Genomic DNA, 20,901 nt, shown 5'->3' on the forward strand with positions numbered 1-20,901 from the left:
TCGAAATGCTATCAATATACATCCCTCTCGATATCCCGCGGATTTAAATCTGCGGGATATCGTAGACACTTGAAAAACCAACCGATAGTAACTCTACATCCACGCTATTGGCGGTTTAACTTAGACCGCAATTATTAAGGATTAACCCATGAATCAACCCAAAAAGGTTTTAAGCGTTTTCTCTTTGGTAATGATTAACGTAATCGCTGTCGATAGCTTACGTACTCTGCCCATCAGTGCAAAACTCGGGCTACCATTAATATCTTATTACGTTGTTGCCGCACTCGCCTTTTTTATTCCTGTTTCTCTTGTAGCAGCAGAGCTAGCAACAGCATTCCCAACTACTGGTGGAATCTACGTGTGGGTTCGAGAAGCATTTGGCAAACGCATAGCCTTTATCACCATCTGGCTTCAATGGATATATAACGTAGTTTGGTACCCCACAATACTCGCGTTCATAGCGGCAACACTCTCCTATTTATTCGCTCCCGAATTAGGGAATAATAAATTTTATTTATTAGGCACAGTACTCGTTTTATTTTGGTTATTCACCGTCCTTAATTGTTTTGGAATGAAAATATCGAGCATAGTAAGCACCATTGGAGCAACAATTGGTACCATATTTCCGATGCTTTTCATTATTGTTCTAGCTATATTCTGGGGAATGGAAGGAAAACCAATGGCCGTTGGCTATCCTTCTAATTGGTTACCAAATTTTGAATCTTTAGGTAATTTGTCACTTTTTGCAGTTGTTTTATTTGGTTTACTTGGTATGGAAATGTCCGCAGTCCACGCGGAAGAAGTTAAAAATCCCCAACGTGATTACCCAAAAGCATTGCTTTATTCTACCATTCTAGTGATCTCTACCCTTTCTTTAGGCTCCTTAGCTATTGTTGCTGTCGTTCCTAATGAGCACTTAAGTGTTGTATCCGGACTTATTGATGCATATTCGGCATTTTTTAAAGCGTATCATATGCCTTGGATGACCTCAATCATCGCTGTGTTAATCATCTTAGGTGGACTTAGCGGTGTGTCCGCATGGATTATTGGCCCTACTAAAGGATTAATGGTTTCTGCACGTGATGGCTCTCTACCCACAAAATTTGCACAAACTAACAAATACGGTGTTCCCACGAACATTCTGTTAGCTCAAGCCATCATTTTTACCCTTTTAAGTACTGCCTTTATTTTGCTGGATTCCATCAATGCAGCTTATTGGATGCTCAGTGATTTATGTGCACAAATGGCATTATTAGTTTATATCTTCATGTTTGCGGCAGCCATAAAACTAAGATACAGCAAACCAGACCAACATCGAGCTTATACTATTCCTGGAGGAAATATAGCCATGTGGTTTGTATCTGGAATAGGTATTTTATGCTGTCTTGCTGCAATTCTTATTGGTTTTGTACCCCCTACACAAATTCCAGTAGGCAATGTAATTATTTTTGAATCATTTCTAATTGGCGGATTAATTATATTTGTATTGATCCCATGGTTTCTTGCCAAAAAACATTAGGGAGCTCCAATTTTAGGGCGTTAACAATACGCCCTAGAGATACATAATAACGTGAGTTCCAAGTCTATAAAGCAGGGGAAGATTCATGTATGTACTCTGATGGTAAAGGAAATTTCGTGCGTGGAACTGAGGCAAAAAAATCCAGCTAAGCAAGAACTCAAGCTTTAGTCAACTTCCAAGATCCCGTTTGCTGTGCCCTGACTACCTATCCATTAATCCGGCAAAGACATTAAACTCGCATTACCGCCTGCAGCAGTAGTATCTACAGTATAGGTCCGCTCATGACAAAGTCTAATTAAATAATTAGGTCCCCCTGCTTTGGGTCCCGTTCCCGATAACCCCTCGCCTCCAAAAGGCTGTAAACCTACAACAGCCCCTATCATATTGCGGTTAACATAACAATTGCCCGCATGGACTCTTTGCCTGATGTACTCAACGGTTTCATTTATTCGACTATGAATTCCTAAAGTTAAACCATAGCCGGTCGCATTAATTTGTTCGATAACTTGGTCCAAATCCTTTCTCTTGAATTGAATCACATGTAATACAGGACCAAATACTTCTTTTTCCAATGCATTAATATGATCAATTGCAATTGCAGTTGGTGGCATAAAATAGCCTGATTCAAGGGACTCATCTAATGAACATTGATAAATAATTTCAAATCGTTTTTTCATATTATCAACGTGATTTTTTAAGGTAGATAAAGCGGTTTTATCAATAACAGGTCCCACGTCAGTGACTAACCAGCGCGGATCACCAACTACTAATTCAGCCATTGCCCCTTTTAAAAGTGCTATTGTTCGTGGATAAACTTCTTCTTGGACAAATAATACACGCAGTGCCGAACATCTTTGACCTGCGCTTCCAAAAGCAGAGTTTACTGCATCCACCACAACTTGTTCCAACAAAGCAGAAGAATCAACTATCATCGCATTTTGTCCTCCTGTTTCAGCGATTAACGGGATAATTTCGCCATCGCGTGCCGCCAAAGTACGATTGATAAGATATGCTGTGTCTGTTGATCCAGTAAATAGTACTGCTTTTATTCTTTTGTCTGCCACTAATGCAGCACCTATCGTCTCTCCAGAGCCAGGAAGTAATTGTATCACCCCTTCAGGAATTCCTGCTTGATGCATTAATTTAACAGTATATGCAGCGATTAATGGCGTTTGCTCTGCAGGTTTGGCTATGACACAATTTCCAGTAGCTAGTGCGGCAACAACTTGACCTGTAAAAATAGCCAAAGGAAAATTCCATGGGCTAATACATAATACTGTTCCACGTGGATGAAGACTTAACTCATTTAACTCCCCTGTATAACCAGATAGGCGTAAAGGTTGAGCTAATATTTGTTGCGATTGAGTCGCATAATAACGACAGAAATCAATCGCTTCTCGTATCTCAGCAATGCAGTCACTCATCGTTTTACCGGCCTCAAGACAGGCTAAGGCCATAAGTTCAGCATCATTTTCTTGCAACAAATCAGAAAAACGCTTCAGACATGCAGCTCTTTCTCGAACAGATGTATTTGACCAGATTGGAAAAGCTTTTGTTGCTTGTGATAAAGCGTGTTCCACATCTTCAAGTGTTGCATTTTGAACAACTCCAACGATATTTTCAATGTGTTGCGGTGATTCTATAGGTTGCTTTTCACCTTTAGACATTATATTTCCCGCAACGATAGGACCTGAAGTCCATTGTTGCAATTTAATTTTTTCCATTTTTTGCTGTAATAAAGTTCGTTCGATACGATCAGAAAAATCAAATCCTTTAGAATTTTTTCGAGTGGATTGAAATATATCTTCAGGTAAGGGTATATTTTTATTCATTTTATGCAATAAAGATTGCGCTTTTTCTACTGGATCTTCAACTAAAGTGCTTATGGGTGCCTTATCATCAACAATACGATTTACAAAGGAAGAGTTAGCACCATTTTCTAATAATCGCCTTACTAAATAGGGCAATAAATCTTCATGACTTCCTACCGGCGCATAAATACGACATGGAATTCCATAACGCTCTGCGGGTACAACTTGTTGATACAATTCATTGCCCATCCCATGCAGACATTGAAATTCAAAATCTCGATAATCTCCAGTGATATTCAAGATCATGGCCACAGAATAAGCATTATGTGTAGCAAATTGTGGATAAATCGCATCTGTCATAGTAAGAATTTTTTTCGCACAGGCCTGAAAAGAAACATCTGTAAAAACTTTACGTGTAAACACCGGATATTCTGCTAATCCTTGCATTTGAGTCTTCTTAATCTCACTATCCCAATAAGCTCCTTTAATTAAACGCACCATGATGCGTCGCTTATTTCTTCTTGCCAGTGCAGCAACCCAGTCTAATACATAAAAAGCTCTTTTTTGATACGATTGTACCGCCAATCCAAAACCATCCCACCCATCTAGACTTTCATCATTAAAAACACGTTCGATTACATCAAGGGATAACTCTAAACGTTCAGATTCTTCAGCATCCACTGTTAAAGCAATTCCATATTCTTTGGCTAAAGAAGCCAATGCCAATAGCTTAGGCGATAACTCCGTCATCACTCGTTCGTGTTGACTTTCATTATAACGTGGATGTAATGCAGAAAGCTTGATAGAAATTCCTGGGCGTCTGTATACATCGGAGTCTTTTGCAACCTGTTTGCCTATGGACTCTATCGCTTTTTTATAAGCCTCAAAATAACGCATTGCATCAACTGAAGTAAGAGCAGCCTCACCTAACATATCATAAGAATAACGATAACCTTGTGCTTCTTTCTTTTTGGCACGAGCTAGTGCTTCATTGATGGTACGTCCCATCACAAATTGCTTACTCATAATACGCATTGCTTTATCCACAGCTTTTCTGACTACGGCCTCACTACTGCGATTAATAAGTTTCATGAGTGACTTAGTTAAAGTAGTTTGTGCTTTTTCTGGTGTGAGTATCTTACCGGTTAACATTAATGCCCAGGTGGTTGCATTTACAAAAAATGAATCACTTTGACCCATGTGAGATTTCCAGTCACCGCTAGATAATTTATCTTTAATCAAATTGTCAATTGTGGCGCTATCAGGCACCCGAAGTAATGCTTCAGCAAGACACATAAGTGCAATTCCTTCGTCGCTTGATAAAGCATATTGGGTCAAAAATGAATCAATTCCTGTGCTTTTTTTACGCTCAGTTCGTACTAATTCAACTAATTTAGTTGCACTGTTTCTAATTGCAATCAATTGCTGTTCACCTAATGTCGCTTTTTCACAAAGTTCGGTTATCAACGATAACTCATCGACACGATAGGCCTGACTAATGGCAGCTCGTATTCCTTCGGGTAACTGCATGATTTGCTTTTCCAGCATAGTATTCTCCGAATCAAACGTGGAACTATTCTCTTGACCTCTCGCCCTAAAAACTTAGCAGAAATAAGCGGAGCCTGGGTTTAGGATAGTTTTAAAAGAAAGGATGAAGTATAGTTTAGTACCCTACAAAATGGAATGCACTTAACCTATTTTTGCTGTTAAAATTGACTCAATCGAGCCTGATATTAAGATAAAGTACCTTATTTTTAAGTGCAAAAATAGATTAATTTTAATCAATTTAATTAAATTTAATGCAGTTTAATTAATTTAAAAAGACATTAATTGATCATTATTTGGACAATTAGATCTAATAATGGATTATTGCGCGCCGCAAAACGGAACTAAGCTCATGAATTGCATAATATTTCACCCTAATGACTAATTAGGATCCTTCTAATTTTACAATTACATGATTTGTTAATATAATCACCATTTTTTGAAGAACAGTAACTGTGAATAAAAAAAAGAAAGGAGAAGTATGAATACTTTATTGACTCTTATCTCAACCTTGATTTTGACCAGTAATATTACAACAAGCACGGCTTCGTTTGCTCAGTCTGAAACTGACATCAATACCAAAGTAGAGCACTTAAGCCATAAGGCTCCACAGTTAAATAAAAAAGTATTAAAGCTTGCTTTAACTGCTTATAAAAATGCAAGCAAAAAGGGTAATGTTAAAAAACCCGTATTGACTGTGATTGATTACTCTTTACCTTCAAACAAGCAACGCATGTGGATATTTGATCTTCGCAGAGAACGTCTTTTATATAATACCTATGTAGCACACGGTAGAAACTCTGGGGTGAATAGAGCAAGTCATTTTTCTAATGTCCCTTCCAGCAAACAATCAAGTTTAGGAACTTACATTACAAAAGATACTTATATTGGTGGTAAAGGATATTCCCTAAATCTACAAGGCTTAGAAAAAGGTATTAATGATAATGCGTTAAGTCGACGCGTGGTCATGCATGGTGCTTGGTATGTAGAACCTGACTTTATAAAGAGAGCTGGACGTGCAGGATTATCCTGGGGATGTCCTGCGATCGCACAAACGCTAGCAAAACCAGTGATTAACACCATCAAAAATGGTTCTGTAATTTTTGCTTATTTTCCTGACAGGAAGTTTTTATCGCGTTCTGGTTACTTGGTAGGATAGAAATAAAAAAGCCAGGGTTCCCACCCTGGCTTTCGCAGTCATCCGTATAAGAACTCAAAGTTCTTATGGTCATCCTGACAAAATCACATCCTTATGATTACAATTCCTTTTGTTTGACTTACATCCATATAAGCCATGACTTAAATGTAGCAATAGAAAATAAGAAGTGCAAGAATGTTAAAATCGAAAGTTTCTTACTTTTGACAATAATAAAATATATTGAATTTGAAAATAAATTTTTAAAACAATCAGTTAACTTAAGCCATGATGAAATTATATTAAAATAAGAGCTATTTTCTTGAATTGAATTGAGAAATTTCTTACAAGAAATCAAGCAAAAAAGTCATGTTTAATTTTGTAAAAGAGAGCATACCAATCTATTACAAAAAGAAATAATCAGCTATATACATTATCTAATGCTTGATTCTATCGGAAGATATGCTAGTTTATTCAGCATCTCGATTACGCTTTAGAGAAAAATGATGGACAAACAATCGTTATCAACAACAAAAAAAGACAAGCTTCAAATTATTGACTGGCTTGTAGAACATTTTCCCAATGCCTTTTTTAAAAAAGGCAACCAAATTAAACCCCTAAAGATTGGTATATTTGATGATATCATTGATTTCTATGAACGATTGGATTCTCCTCCTTTTAGTAAAAAATCGCTGCGTGAAGCATTAAGCTACTACAGCGCATCTCCTGCCTATTTAAGTTGTCAAAAAGAAAATGTCGCTCGAATTGATATTTATGGCAATGAAGTTGACGTGGTATCCCAAGAACAAGCCAAATATGCGTATCAACGTTACCAAGAACGATATAGCAAAAAGAAAAATTTAGAAAAAAAAGAATAAATAACTTTTGTACCAAGTGTAACTGATCATAAGCTACAATTAAGGTAAGCGTTCACGCAATATCACGAAATGGTGTCAACTTAAGGATGAGGTTCGGATCAACTTTAAGTTTTGGAAAGAACATCGCCTTCCTCCGTTTTCGCGAAGGGTGACGATATGCCAAGAGGAGAAGATTCGTCCTTAAATTGACGCCATAGAGCGTTCACGCCTCATGTACCGAAAGGCGGCATTTAGCACATCTTGCACGAAAATACCATCTTTCATCAAGAGGCAAGCAATACGAATTAAGATTTAATAATCTTTAAAATGATTAAGCAAAGGAATGAATCATGCGTATCAAATTGGCTCTTTTTCTCTTTTGGATGTTCTCTTATGCTGATGCAGCTGATCAAACAAACATCGGAGCTTGGACGCAAAACCTATTAATAGAAACGCTTTCAGCAAGTTATAAAGATACTCCTTCTGAAATTATGGCGGTACAAAAAAATTATCTTCCCTATGCATGGGGTCCTATGCATCAATTTTTTCTCGATAAGCGTGTTGAGATCAATGAAAAAATGCTAACGTTACATCCAGAGCCTTTAACCTCTCCCCAAATAATAGAAAATAACGATTGTGAATCATCCCCTTGTTGGCGCGTGATTCAATCGTTTAATATCCCAGAATTATCGCTTAATATTGACTTATCACTTCAAGTTATTCCAGGAAAAATTGTTAAAGGGTCGGATTCTCCTTATGTTGTTCAAAGTCTCTCGATGATTCTACGTCATTATTGAGGATGACATCATGCTTTATCTCTGTAAAGCTAATAAATAATTCACTTTTAAATCAGTTCCCAATGATGCTTTTCTTAAAAAAGGGTTATAATCCATTCCTTTCATATCAATCAATTTAAATCCAAACGAACGAGCCATAGCAAGTAATTCACTAGGCTTTATGAATTTCTTATAATCGTGTGTTTGTTTGGGTAATAAATTTAATAAATATTCCGCAGCAATGATTGCAGTAACATATGCTTTAACTGTTCTACTAATTGTTGATACAAATAAAAAACCCCTTGGTTTAAGCAGTCGTCTGCAATGTTGCAAAACCAGCTCAGGGTTTTGTACATGTTCTAGCATTTCCATACAGGTTACTACATCAAAATGTTGATCTTCATATGCTTCTACAGAAGTACAAAAATAGTCAATGTTTAGATAGTTTGTTTTTGCATGCTCCTGCGCCACAAGAATTGTATCAATTTCAGCATCAATACCCGTAACTGTTGCTCCGGCATTTGCCATAGCTTCACAAAGAATACCGCCACCACATCCCACATCTAAAACAGTTAAATTAGCCAATTGAACGTGTTGCTGTATAAAGTCAAGACGGACTCCATTGATATCATGTAATGTTTTCAATGGACCTTCAGTATCCCACCATAATTGAGCATGTTGGGCAAACTTATTGATTTCTTCAGGATTAACAGTTGTTTCTATAGTACTCATGATGTAATAAGTCCAGCGGTTTAAAAAAATGAATCACTTCGGGATTAGTAATAAAGCTGACATTATAGGGATGTTCAGCGATAAGACCTATAGGTAATTGATCAGGAGCAACCGTTTTTGCAATTTTACCGAACAAAATCAGTTGAATATCTGGTTTTATTAGTGCCAGTTGTGCAAAAAGACTTTGCATAAACGGCATCCACTTACGTGCATGATAAGGAACCCTTCCTTCACTATAAACTAAACAAGCATTAAGTAATAAAATACCTTTTTGCATCATCCTTTCAAACAGTTCTTTTGCGGTTTGCACCAATGAACTTTTGTCAAGCAGGGCAATACTTTTTTGCGATGTATCGTCTTTGAGATCGCCACGTGCTCTTAATAACATTTTAATTATATTACGGAAAGAAGTTGCTCTATTCACCGTTTTGCTAAGTCCATTTAAGCTCCATAAATTTTCGACCGAGTTATCCCAAAAAGCATATCCATTTGCTGATTCCTGCCGTGGATATGGGGACTCTCCAAGCAAAATATATTGTGTTTTTATAAGTGGCAAACTAAACGCTGCAAATAATCGCTCTTTTCCAGGCAACCAATCTTTATCATCCATAAGTTGATATAAATAATCTTGATCCATAGTTTCTAAAGCATTAATTAGAATCTCGTACCATTCAGAATGACAATTACGCAAAAATTGACTTTTCACCTTTTTATCCTGTAGCGAGAAATCAAATAACACTTCCATCATGACTCCTTTTTAATTACAATGTCAATATATTAAACAATTCCTATGGAAGTTATGAGCACTAAAGCAACACTTCAAACACCATTCACTAGTGATGTACTCCATAATCGTAACTGCTATGCCTATTTTCTTCAATTAAAACCAGTTATTAATCGACAAATTAATGGTTTATTGCCTGTTTTTGCCGAATTACAATCAGTAATGAATCAAGAATATAATGACAGCTATCCTTACGGCGATTTATATTCTTCCTGTATCGCGTCCCTAGAAGAGTTTATCGACACTAATTCAATTGAAAAAGTAAAAATTCTTGATAATTTAGTTCAGGCCATCTATCACAATGATAATCATATTCTTGAAGAGTCATCGGGATGGATAAATGATATTAGTGCAAAAACACGTCCTCAAAATCCCACAGCTAACAAAATTAAACAAACAATAAAAGATACTCACAACAGTATTAATCAGCAAACTCCAAATGACATGGGCGGTTTTTTAAATCGTTTATATTCTTTATTCGCAAGTAATTTTAAACCTCAATATGGAACGAATCTACCGACAATTAAAAATTATTCTTATAAAAATACATTAGATCCTATCGAATACCGTTTCAGTACCCAGGCGCAACGTCATAATGGCAAAACCAGAGTTAGCCCTCTTTTTAAACGTTGGTTACAAATAAATGCGGAAAAAAGCAGTTCAAAACAACCAATATGTCATATCTATTTTAATAATCTTGCTTTAGATCGAGGCGATCTAAACATAGCGGGTTCTAAAGAAAAAGAGCTCACTCTTGAACTTCATAAACTTGAAAAAGACCCCAAATATAAAATTTTAGTGATTACTCTTCCTGCACATAAAGGTTTAATGGATTCAAACCATTATAAAGTCAATAATGATCAACTTCCCACTCTCTCTGTATTTAATGAATTTCTCGAAGTAGCAAAAGGGAAACAACATAAAAGTGGGATTTCTGATTTTAGGATGAGTCGTGAAGCACAAAAACTATTATTTGGTACTTCTAAAAATAAAGAGCTAATCTTAAAAAGGTTACTTAAAGAAAGTTTTAAAGCACAAGGACTTGATAAGAATCACTTTATAACCACAGCTCAACAACAAGCAATTTGGGTGCATTTTATCAAATACGAACTCACAAGATATATTATCGATACAATTCAACCTAATAGTTTTAATTTTTCATGTAAAGATGCTATAGATCGTGGTGCACTCTCTTCCTCTTATTATAATTTAATTCGATCCTTTGAGTTAAACAAACCTATAACTCGAGAAGAGTTTGAGCGCTCTATAGATGCTGCGGCTGCAAGTACCAAAGGACGTGGCATGAATTTTCATAGAAAAATTATTTGGAATGCATTAAATGTCTACGTTAATGCAAACTATACAGAACTGCTGGCTAATCATGAAAAATCATGGTTGATTTACTGGCGTGATATGAATTGTCCTCATAGCCAAGCAGAGAGATTACTTAAAATGAGACTCAAACAAACAATTCAACAATTAAAACAATTACCCGAAGATGAAAAAAATAAGAATCCCAAAAGATTAGGTCTGAAATTGTTGTATACTGTTCATGAGTTAAATGAACAAAAAGCCAGTGGTAAACGTCTCTTACTGGAAGCAGTCTCTCGAACTTCTGAGTTAATTCATTCCTCATCAAGAAAATCAATAAATGAATACAAAAGCTTAGCAAATGAGCTCAGAATAAACCATCCAGTTTTATATGTACTTGGTGGTCTCATGGAGCTATTATTAGGTGTGCTCGTCTACATCCCCTCTTTAGGATATTCGCAAAAACTGATTGATCATGGACGAGCTACAGCGAATACTGGTTTTTTTGCCCATAACCGAACAAAATTAAGTGATGAAATACTCGCATTTTCCTTGTTGGAAACTCACCATCCTAAAAGCAACCAGGATGAATTATCAATACCTCTTATTAAAAACAGATCTGATTGTATTGTATAGCTCCAACTCCAACCCTGAAAATCAGTCTCTAAGTGTTGTATTAAATAATTCCAAAAAAACAAACTTTTTACTTGCTTATTCATTCTTTGTGGTTAAAAATAGAATCCACAGGGAGATTATTAAACACAGGGAGTGCGCATGTCTAGTAATGAACAAGAGCTTCAAGAGAACTTTAAAACCGAACCAAATTCACCTACCAAAAATAAAGTCCTTGTTGAAAAAGCATTAGCACAAATGAATTTTTCAAATGCGGCAAAACAATTATTATTAGATCCTAATAGTCCTACAACAGACTTGAATAGCTTACAAAGTATTGCATTAACCCAAGAACACTTAACACAGGTAAAAAAAAGTTTGGGCGCAATTGTAGACAGCTTGCAAGAAAACCCGAGCCTTATTTCACGCGCTGCCAAATTTTGGGGTGAGATCCCCTTATGGCAAAGAATTTTAGGTGGTGTTGCTATATCCGGACCAACATTTTTAATAGGGGCTGCTGCCCATATTGGCTTTTTAGTCACAATTAGCGGTGTAAGTGCCTTAGCTTATACCACAAGTGGTATTATTCTTGATGATCATCATTATCATAGCAAAAGTATTGCTCAAAAATTAAAAGAAGGAATTTTTGGTGTTGCCGAAGTTCTCGAATTAACTATTGGCGCATTAGACTCAATTCGAAAAAAATTAGCTATTGAGGTGGAACGATTTAAAGAAGAAAATAACAAGCTTGCTAATAATATTACTCAATTAAATGAAGAAGTTGAAACATTGAGTATGCAGGTAGAAACCTATGTTAAAACCGAAGAGTTATTGCGAAAACAAAAAACAGACCTTGAAAATATAGCAATAGGATTAAGAAAAGACATAGAAAAACAAGGACAACTCTTTGAGGCGAATCAACAAGAGCTTGCTAAAGTTAAAGAATGGCATGAAAAAAGCGTGTTGCAACTTTCTCAAAAAGCTTCTGAGTTGTCTGAAGTAAGAAAATCGATGAGTACTGAAATAGAAAAAGCTAAAAAAATCGCCTCTACTTTAGAAAAAACCGTGAAATTTTTATCCAACACAGGAATTAATGACTCCAGTCAACGAGAAGAATTTCAAAAAAAACTCGATAAATTTTTATCAGAAAAAAACACCAGTTTTGATGAAATTACAGAACGAATGAGTAATGCTGAAAAAGAACTTTCAGAAGTTAAATCTGAATTAAAAGCCAGTAATGAACGTTATAAACTACTGTTAGACCTTCAGGAAAAACTAATTTGTCGCCTGGAACTCCTTGATCAAAGTGTGGACTCAAGTATGAATCCAGAATCAATCCCTGTACCCAATCAAGAACAAGTAACAACTGGAGGACTCCTGAGTGTTTTTGGATTTTTGGCGAGACCACTGTGGTCAGGAAATACACCTAAAACAGAACAAAAAGATCACGAAATCAGTGAAGACAAAAAGCCCAAGGAAGATATAAAAGAAACAAAATTTGCCCAATCACTATAAAACTTTCAAAGAGACTTACGATTCCCTCGAATCTTAGATGCGAGGGATAAAAACTTTAGAATTATGAGTTACTTGCCTCCACATACACCAAACACATTGTGAAGCATCCTAATTTAAGCTATTGTGTATTCTTTAGTTTTAAATCTAAAAATCATGATAAATACCTATAAAACACTAATAACTGCAATAAAAAACAGTCAACGAACTATGGTAGAACAACTCCACCAGTTTTGTGAGATTAATTCTGGCACATCAAATTTGCCGGGATTAACACAAATGATTGATGTTTTACATACCGCATACAAGCCAATCGCAGATACTATTCAGATAAAAAAGCTTCCTCCAATCCCCGTTATCGATATGTCCGGAAATACTCAAGCAAAAATCAGCGGCGATGCACTATTTATTAGCAAAAGACCTCAGTTAAAAAGACGTGTATTGCTTAGTGGACATATGGACACTGTTTATTCTCCTGAAAGCTCTTTTCAGAAATTAACGTACATCAATGATAATTGCATTAACGGGCCAGGTGTTACCGATATGAAAGGAGGACTTATTGTCATGCTGCATGCCCTATCCGCTTTTGAACAAAGTGATAACGCAATAAAGCTGGGCTGGGATGTTCTGATCAATGCGGATGAGGAAATTGGCTCCCCTGCATCAAGTGTGCTTTTTGATGAATTAGCCGCACGTTATCAGGCCGCCTTAGTTTATGAACCAGCAATGACTGAACAAGGAACTTTAGCTAAAAATCGTAAAGGAAGCGGCAAGATAACGTTCATTGCTACTGGGAAGTCTGCACATGCAGGTCGTGATTTTTCGGCAGGTCGTAATGCAATTTGTTATTTAGCTGAGGCCGTATGTGCCATTAACCTACTTAATGGAAAGCGCGAGGGAGTGACCATTAATATCGGTAAAATTTCAGGAGGCCAAGCCCTTAATGTAGTTCCTGATAAAGCCGTAGCTCAGATTGATATTCGCATTAATCTACCCGAAGATGAGCTTTGGGTACGAACAGAGTTGGATAAAATCATTCAGCAACTCAAACGTCCAGATTACTCTCTGAATTTATATGGTAGTTTTGATAGGCCCGTTAAACGTATCAATTCGGGAACAGAACGTTTATTTCATCGTATTCAACACATAGGAAAAGAACTGGGCATTTCTATAGATTGGAAAGATAGTGGTGGTTGTTGTGATGGTAACAATTTAGCAAAACATGGGGTTCCCGTTTTGGACACACTTGGAGTCAGAGGAGGTAAAATTCATAGCGAAGAAGAATATATATTGTTAGACAGCTTACCAGAACGTGCTGCACTGAGCACTTTACTTTTACTTGACTTAGCGCAAGGTGGTTTAGAGGATCTAAAAAAATGATATTGTTTCGAAGCGCTCGTGATAATGATTTAAATGCCATTCACCGTTTGGCAGAAGAAAGTGGGATTGGAATCACTACGCTTTCTAAAGAAAAAGAAATTTTGCAAAAACGTTTGTGTTGGGCTAGTGATTCCTTTAAAAAAAATATCCAAGAGCCAAATAATGAATATTATTTATTTGTCTTGGAAAATCAGAATGCAGAAATAGTCGGTGTTTCGGGGATTGAATCACGTACAGGACATGATACACCTTTTTATTCCTATAAAATTTCCAAACGCACACGTGTTTGTCGTTCATTAAATATTAGAAGTGATTATGAAGTTTTGAGTTTAGTGAATGATAATCAAGGAAGAAGCGAAATTTGTACTTTATTTTTGGCGCCCCAATATCGCAAGAAAAATTACGGTTTATTGCTTTCTAAAGCACGTTTTCTATTTATGGCGCAACATACGAAACGTTTCGCGTCTACTGTAATTGCTGACATGCGTGGTATTTCTGATAAAAAGGGTATCTCTCCCTTTTGGGAAAACGTAGGGAGACATTTTTTCCATATGTCCTATGCTGAAGCAGATCGCCTCACCATAGCAACTGATAAACAATTCATAGCAGATTTAATGCCACGAAATCCTATATACATTAAATTACTTTCCGCAGAAGCCCAGGCAGTCATAGGTCAACCTCATCCTTCCACTGCTGCAGCCATGCACATCTTGCTAAAAGAAGGATTTAGATATAACAAATACATTGATATTTTTGATGCTGGGCCTACCCTTGAAGCCCCCCTAACAGAAATAAAAACTATAGAGTTAAGCCGGATTGTAACAATTAAAAGTATTAGCGATGAAGTGAGTAGTTCTGATTATTTATTGTCTAATACTCAATTAGATTTTCGAGCAACAGTGAATAGCGCGCTGGTAAATAATGAAAATGATAGCTGTATTATTAGCAAAAAAACTGCTGAATTATTACAGGTAACCTGCGGCGATCAATTACGCATAGCTCCTTTACAATTTGATCATGAGGAATAGGATGTCTAAAACAGCAATAATGCAAGGAAAAGGTCAATACATTAATGGACAATGGATAAGTGGAACTGGCGCCACTTTGGATTCGATCAATCCAAGTTATGGATCTTTGTTTTGGCAAGGAGTGAGCGCTACGGAGCAAGAAATTACTGCAGCCTCTCACGCAGCACATCAAGCACTTAACTCATGGTCTGCTCTTGATTTTGTTCAACGTGCGAGCTATACCCAAAAATTTGCCCAGCAAGTTGAAAAGAGTCGAGACCAATTAGCTTACTTGATTGCCTTGGAAACAGGAAAACCTTTATGGGAAGCCCACACTGAAGTTTCTGCAGTCGTTGGGAAAATTAATTTATCCATTCAGGCCTATCATGAACGTACAGAGAGTAAAATAAGCGAGGCACCTGAAGCAAATGCTTGTCTTCGTTTTAAGCCGCATGGTGTTGTGGCGATTCTTGGCGCATTTAACTTTCCTGCTCATCTCAGTAATGGGCATATAGTTCCTGCTCTATTAGCAGGCAACACTATTCTTTATAAACCGAGTGATCTCACTCCTGCTGTTGCAGAATTTATCATGCAGTGTTGGCATGATAGCGGGTTGCCTCCTGGAGTAATTAACTGTTTGCAAGGTGATGCAGCTTGTGGGAAAATATTGTTATCACAGGACATACAAGGAGTCTATTTTACAGGAAGCTATCAGACTGGTTTGCGAATACACCAACAATTTAGCAATAAACCTGAGGTCATTTTAGCACTTGAAATGGGGGGAAATAATCCTTTAGTAGTTGATAAAGTCGATGATCTCACTGCCGCGGTCTATCATACGTTACTGTCTACTTTAATTACCTCTGGTCAACGATGTACTTGTGCGCGTCGAGTCATCATACCTGATTCAGTTCAAGGCGATGAATTTTTAAAACAGTTTATTAAAGCATGCGATTCCGTTAAAGTAGGACCTTTTGATCAGCAGCCAGAGCCATTCATGGGGCCCATAATTGGTCATAAACAAGCGCTAAAACACTTACAAACGCAACAACAGCTTATTGAGTCAGGAGGTAAACCCTTATTGTCTATGTCCTTACTTGCTGAAAATACAGGCTTACTTTCACCTGGTATTATCGATATGACTTATTATTCTAATCCCCCTGATGAGGAAATTTTTGCACCATTGGTGCAAATCTATCGTTACAGTCATTTTGAACAAGCGATAGAACTTGCAAATCAAACACGTTATGGCCTAGCTGCAGGATTATTAAGTAATGATGAACAGCATTATCACCAATTTTATCAAAAAATACGCGCTGGATTAATTAATTGGAATAGACCAACTACAGGAGCTCCAAGCAGTCTTCCTTTTGGCGGGGTTGGTTTGAGCGGCAATCATCGACCAAGTGCTTATTTTGCCGCTGATTATTGCTCTTACCCAGTAGCCAGTATGGAACAAACTCATTTAACAAAGCCAGCTCAGATTTTACCGGGTATTGTATTAGAGTAAAAATTATTGATTCGCTTAAGCTCTGTCAACAGATCCTAGTTTCCTCTTAAAAAAGAGAAAACAGAACATGGAATATGAAAATGAATGCATATGAATTAAATTTAGACGGTCTAGTCGGACCTACCCACAACTATGCAGGTCTCTCAATAGGTAACGTTGCCTCTACATCTAATGCCTTAAGTGCCTCAAATCCTCAAGCAGCCGCGCTTCAGGGGTTGCAAAAAATGCGTCTGCTTCATGAAATGGGTTTAAAACAGGGGTTGCTCCCACCTCATCAACGTCCTAATCTCGAAGTACTTCATCAATTAGGTTTTAAAGGCACTCCTAGTGAACAAATTAATAAAGCATATAAAGCGGCTCCAGAGCTTCTAAGTGCCTGCTATTCAGCGTCAAGCATGTGGACAGCTAATGCCGCTACCGTTTCTCCCAGCATGGATACTCAAGATAATAAACTTCATTTTACAGCAGCAAATCTTATATGCAATTTACACCGTCATCATGAAGCTGATTTTTCAAAAAAAATTCTCGAGATGGTTTTCTCTAATCCTCGCTATTTTCACCATCATCCGATTTTACCGCGATCATTGATTACAGGAGATGAAGGTGCGGCAAACCACAGTCGTCTCTGCCAAAACTATGGATCATCAGGAGTTCATCTTTTTGTTTACGGGAAAAAAGCTTTAGGAACGAATAACATTGGACCAACAAAATATCCTGCCCGACAAACTAAAGAAGCATCTGAAGCTATAGCTCGCCAACATCAACTCATGTCACATCAAGTGGTCTTTGCTCGCCAAAATCCAGATGCAATTGATCTTGGTGTTTTTCATAATGATGTGATTTCAGTAGCTAATGAATCGGTTTTTCTTGTTCACGAACAAGCATTTGTGGAACAAGACACTGTATTAAATGAATTACGTGAAAAAACTAACTTTCCATTAACAGTTATTGAAATTGCTCAAGATGAACTGAGCATCCGTGATGCTGTTGAAACGTATTTATTTAACTCACAGATAATTAGTTCAGGTGAGCGACATTCTATGGTGCTCCTTGCCCCTTATGAGTGTCAAACCAATCTCCGCGCTCACGCCTGTATTGAACGAATACTCTCTGAGAGCAGTAACCCCATCAACTCCGTTCATTTTCTTGATCTCAAACAAAGCATGCGCAATGGCGGCGGTCCGGCTTGTCTTCGATTACGCATTCCGATTAATGAGGAAGAACTTCAAGCCATGCATCAGGGAGTTTTAATTAATCATGAATTATTAGATGTTCTCGAAAAATGGGTAGTAAAGCATTATCGTACTGAACTGACTGCGAACGATTTAGCAGATCCTAACCTGATCAATGAGGTCTTTTATGCTTTAGATGCATTAACACAAATCTTAAAATTGGGTTCAATCTACCCCTTTCAATTAGAGAAGACAAGCTAAAATGTGGCAAACAAAGATGGGGACTTGCATTTATACCTCTCCTTCTGGTTATAAAGTATATCAAAATTTATTTTATCGCTGGTTAACTTTGGGAAGCGATGCATTACAGACTGTGATCAACAGACGTAATCCTCATAAGCCTATTTTATATTACCTTCCTGCCCTAACTTTAATGGCGCGCACCAATCCTGGAACCATTTGTCTTTTAGGACTTGGAGGTGCAGGAATTCCATTAATGTTACACGATAGGTCTTTGATTGCTGTAGATAATAGCGAAGAAGTTATTGAGATTGCAAAACGTTTTTTTTGGACAGATCACTTAAAGCACTTAACCATTATCCATGAAAATGCAATGGACTACGTACAAAATTGCAAAACAACCTATTCGCATTTAATGGTTGATCTATATAATTCGAATCATTTTCCGCCTGAGTGTGCTCATGAGGCATTTTTTAGTTCCTGCAAAAGAATAATCACCGAAAATGGTTTTTTTGCGATTAATTTAGCTAATTTAAAAGAGCAATATCCTCTTTTTCAGCTGCTTAAAAAACAGTTTAAAAACACCTTTATTATACCCATAAAAAATAGTGCCAATATGGTCATTTATGCAGTAAAAAGCGGCAACATGGAATCATTTATCAATAAAATGGAACAAACAGCGGCATTTAAACGAATCATTTGGGTCGACTCCTGGGGTTATGTAGGGGATTATAAATAGCAACTTACCTCATCTGGGACCACTACTAATATTCAGACACTCATTTATAGTCTCTAATTGGCTCTTTCTTAGCTCTTTTACCTCATTCTTGTAACGAGATGCAATGATAACAGCGGGAATTATACCAATAATCGTTGCAGCAAGGGCCACGCAGGCTATTTTGGTTGCGGTCGTTAAATAGGGTTGCTTTTTAACATCTTTAGCATATTCTTGATACAGTGCGTGTTTTTCTTCAGGTGAGGATTCTGCTTTTTCAATAAATTTTCGGGTTTTTTCCAAAAAATTAGCCGGATTTTCAAGTAACTTATCAGATAAAATTGTATCTCTCAATTTTTTTAGTGGTTCGGATTTATTAGGCTCCTTTTTATAACTATCTATCAGTCTTTGATAATTATTTGTCGCTATTTCTAATGAATTTGAAAAATCAAATCGACGTTCAATAGATTTAGAATCCATTAGAAAGGGAGCAAAGCCCTGTGAGTTTCCAATTTGGCCGTTAAACATGACACAACAATCCGTGCACGAATCGGCATGATAAATTCTTTGGATCACTTGTTCATTCTCAAACTTTCTCTCATGCAAAACTCTTTCAATCTCGGCGACTGACGCACCTATAGAACTATAACCTGGATAATGCACTAATTCCAGATTATCTTGAAAACCTTTATTCGTGCAATGAGTAATGAAATCCTGTAATCTTTCTTTTGTCAATCCACCTGCAAAATGCAGCATCGCAATTTTTGTGATCTCTCCTTTATCATCTCTTTCAATCATCGCGAGTGCATGACATTCACTCATACCTCCTGTATGTAAACCTGTAATCCTATCCTCTTTCTTTATAATGACACAATCATTCTCATAGTTAGGGTCTAAACCTGTATAATGCACCGACTTGAGACGAATCTCACCTTCCATATCTACAACAGGCATTTCCGTATTACAAAAAGATAAAGGGGGTAATACTACCCCATCTTTTGCTTTAACAAACTTTGGCATCGCACTCTCCACTTATTATCTTTCCTAAAATAAATATCGCATGTGGAGATGATGACAAGATTAGGTCACCTCATCGTATTTTGTATAGCCTCCGCAAATCATGTTTATAAACACGGGAAAGTTTAATATGAGATCAATATGATAAATGTTTCCCAATAGGTATCTTGACAAGCCCATTATGATTCACAATAATGTTTATTGCTTTTTTAGTAATCAATCCGCTGCAAGGATTGCCGGCACTAACTGGAAAAAATATGAATAATAAAATAGTTATGTTGGCTCTAATCTCTTTGGCTATTATTTTCTCTCATAACTCTAATGCTGCTAATTCCCCTATTAAGGGCTTGTCAGTGAGTACTTCCGTGGGCGTTTTATCAGGTAAAGCTCAGGAATATGTTTATTATCCAGGAACAGATAGAAAGTTAAGTCAACTCGATTGGCGCATAAAAAATGCTGCCATACTCAATGGGGAACTAAATTACAGCTTTGTAGATTGGCTTGGTGTTGTTGGTAGAGGCTGGATTACGCTCGCAAAAAATACTGCAGCTATGGATGACTATGACTGGCTTAACCCATATCAAAAAAACTGGACACACTGGTCTCATCATGAAAATACACATCTTAATTATGCAAATGAGTTTGATCTGAGTTTAAGAGCTTGGTTGCTCCAAAAACAAGATTATAAGTTAGGAGTGGCTGCTGGGTATCAAAGAAATTCTTTTAGCTGGCAAGCAAATGGCGGGTGTTATCAATATGATAATGGTACGCACGTTGGTTGCTTTCCGAGTAGTGAACCCGGAATTGGATACCAACAAAAATTTAATACGCCTTATGTGGGTCTAACCAGCAAATATTCTATCAATAATTTTGAGTTTAATGCCTTTATAAAATTTAGTAATTGGGTTTCAGCCCGCGATCATGACGAGCATTATGCGCGCAACTTAACGTTCAATGAATACGGAAATAACGCCAGATATTATGCTGCAACAATTAATTCAGGCTATTTTTTAACAAATAACGCTAAAATTTTTGTTGAAGCATCCTACAATCATTATTCACGAGCACGGGCTGATAGTGAAGTAATAGATAATGATACTGGCAAACATGTCTACGACAGTGATTCATCGAGCTTATCCAATAAAAATTATACCGTTGCCCTAGGCTTGCAGTATCTATTTTAGAAACTGTTCAATGATTTTTTCATCACTATGGACTATTATCTTAAGAAGAGTTCTCTATTTTAGAATTTTTGATAGGTTAGTG

The 20,901-nt window shown here is 36.9% G+C and carries 16 protein-coding genes; 12 read left to right on the top strand and 4 right to left on the bottom strand.

Annotated elements, in window-relative coordinates; translation table 11 throughout:
• Positions 1–148: 148 nt before the first annotated feature.
• A complete protein-coding gene (locus Lgra_RS09965; RefSeq protein WP_058499098.1) occupies positions 149–1,519 on the top strand; it encodes an APC family permease in 1,371 nt (456 codons plus the stop codon).
• 212 nt (positions 1,520–1,731) lie between these two features.
• On the opposite strand, the gene putA is transcribed toward Lgra_RS09965, so the two are convergent.
• Positions 1,732–4,878: a bifunctional proline dehydrogenase/L-glutamate gamma-semialdehyde dehydrogenase PutA gene (putA, locus tag Lgra_RS09970; protein ID WP_058499099.1), complete on the bottom strand. Its 3,147-nt coding sequence runs from the start codon at positions 4,876–4,878 to the stop codon at positions 1,732–1,734.
• A 478-nt stretch (positions 4,879–5,356) separates the two neighbouring features.
• On the opposite strand from putA, the gene Lgra_RS09975 reads away from it, so the two are divergent.
• The 3 genes from Lgra_RS09975 (at position 5,357) to Lgra_RS09985 (ending at position 7,664) form a co-directional block, all read left to right on the top strand.
• On the top strand, positions 5,357–6,034 hold the full coding sequence (locus tag Lgra_RS09975) for a murein L,D-transpeptidase catalytic domain family protein (RefSeq protein ID WP_058499100.1): 678 nt from the start codon (positions 5,357–5,359) through the stop codon (positions 6,032–6,034).
• A 482-nt stretch (positions 6,035–6,516) separates the two neighbouring features.
• Positions 6,517–6,888 carry a ProQ/FINO family protein gene (locus tag Lgra_RS09980; protein WP_058499101.1) on the top strand — a complete coding sequence of 124 codons (372 nt, stop codon included), beginning with the start codon at positions 6,517–6,519 and terminating at the stop codon, positions 6,886–6,888.
• Positions 6,889–7,217: 329 nt separating this feature from the next.
• Entirely contained in the window at positions 7,218–7,664 is a 447-nt protein-coding gene (locus Lgra_RS09985) for a hypothetical protein (protein WP_058499102.1), read from the top strand.
• Positions 7,665–7,679: 15 nt separating this feature from the next.
• On the opposite strand, the gene ubiG is transcribed toward Lgra_RS09985, so the two are convergent.
• Together ubiG and Lgra_RS09995 are read right to left on the bottom strand one after the other, a co-directional pair.
• The gene (gene ubiG, locus Lgra_RS09990; protein WP_058499103.1) at positions 7,680–8,375 is read right to left on the bottom strand and encodes a bifunctional 2-polyprenyl-6-hydroxyphenol methylase/3-demethylubiquinol 3-O-methyltransferase UbiG; all 696 of its coding nucleotides are present in this window, start codon (positions 8,373–8,375) and stop codon (positions 7,680–7,682) included.
• The gene (locus Lgra_RS09995) at positions 8,350–9,120 is read right to left on the bottom strand and encodes a uracil-DNA glycosylase family protein (protein ID WP_058499104.1); all 771 of its coding nucleotides are present in this window, start codon (positions 9,118–9,120) and stop codon (positions 8,350–8,352) included. Before Lgra_RS09995 ends, ubiG begins: the two co-directional genes overlap by 26 nt.
• Positions 9,121–9,174: 54 nt before the next feature.
• Here Lgra_RS09995 and Lgra_RS10000 point away from each other — a divergent pair, with 54 nt between their 5' ends.
• From Lgra_RS10000 to Lgra_RS10030, 7 genes are all read left to right on the top strand, one after another.
• Positions 9,175–11,106 (top strand): hypothetical protein, encoded by a 1,932-nt coding sequence (locus Lgra_RS10000; protein WP_238584417.1) that lies wholly within the window; start codon positions 9,175–9,177, stop codon positions 11,104–11,106.
• Positions 11,107–11,244: 138 nt separating this feature from the next.
• The gene (locus Lgra_RS10005; protein ID WP_058499105.1) at positions 11,245–12,597 is read left to right on the top strand and encodes a LegC2/C7 family Dot/Icm T4SS effector; all 1,353 of its coding nucleotides are present in this window, start codon (positions 11,245–11,247) and stop codon (positions 12,595–12,597) included.
• A 153-nt stretch (positions 12,598–12,750) separates the two neighbouring features.
• Positions 12,751–13,974, top strand: a complete 1,224-nt coding sequence (locus Lgra_RS10010; RefSeq protein WP_083502892.1) for a hydrolase — start codon at positions 12,751–12,753, stop codon at positions 13,972–13,974.
• Positions 13,971–15,002 carry an arginine N-succinyltransferase gene (locus Lgra_RS10015; RefSeq protein ID WP_058499106.1) on the top strand — a complete coding sequence of 344 codons (1,032 nt, stop codon included), beginning with the start codon at positions 13,971–13,973 and terminating at the stop codon, positions 15,000–15,002. Before Lgra_RS10010 ends, Lgra_RS10015 begins: the two co-directional genes overlap by 4 nt.
• A 1-nt stretch (position 15,003) precedes the next feature.
• Positions 15,004–16,491, top strand: a complete 1,488-nt coding sequence (astD, locus tag Lgra_RS10020; protein WP_058499107.1) for a succinylglutamate-semialdehyde dehydrogenase — start codon at positions 15,004–15,006, stop codon at positions 16,489–16,491.
• 80 nt (positions 16,492–16,571) lie between these two features.
• Complete coding sequence (gene astB / locus Lgra_RS10025) at positions 16,572–17,924, top strand: N-succinylarginine dihydrolase (RefSeq protein WP_058499108.1); 1,353 nt, start codon at positions 16,572–16,574, stop codon at positions 17,922–17,924.
• A 1-nt stretch (position 17,925) separates the two neighbouring features.
• Complete coding sequence (locus Lgra_RS10030) at positions 17,926–18,642, top strand: spermidine synthase (RefSeq protein ID WP_058499109.1); 717 nt, start codon at positions 17,926–17,928, stop codon at positions 18,640–18,642.
• Positions 18,643–18,651: 9 nt separating this feature from the next.
• Here the strand turns inward: Lgra_RS10030 and Lgra_RS10035 are convergent, their stop codons facing one another.
• A complete protein-coding gene (locus Lgra_RS10035) occupies positions 18,652–19,638 on the bottom strand; it encodes a hypothetical protein (RefSeq protein ID WP_058499110.1) in 987 nt (328 codons plus the stop codon).
• Between the two features lie 254 nt (positions 19,639–19,892).
• Between Lgra_RS10035 and Lgra_RS10040 the strand changes: the two genes are divergently transcribed.
• Positions 19,893–20,819, top strand: a complete 927-nt coding sequence (locus Lgra_RS10040; protein WP_058499292.1) for an omptin family outer membrane protease — start codon at positions 19,893–19,895, stop codon at positions 20,817–20,819.
• Positions 20,820–20,901 lie beyond the last annotated feature (82 nt).

It is taken from the genome of Legionella gratiana, from assembly GCF_001467695.1.
Lineage (GTDB): Bacteria > Pseudomonadota > Gammaproteobacteria > Legionellales > Legionellaceae > Legionella > Legionella gratiana.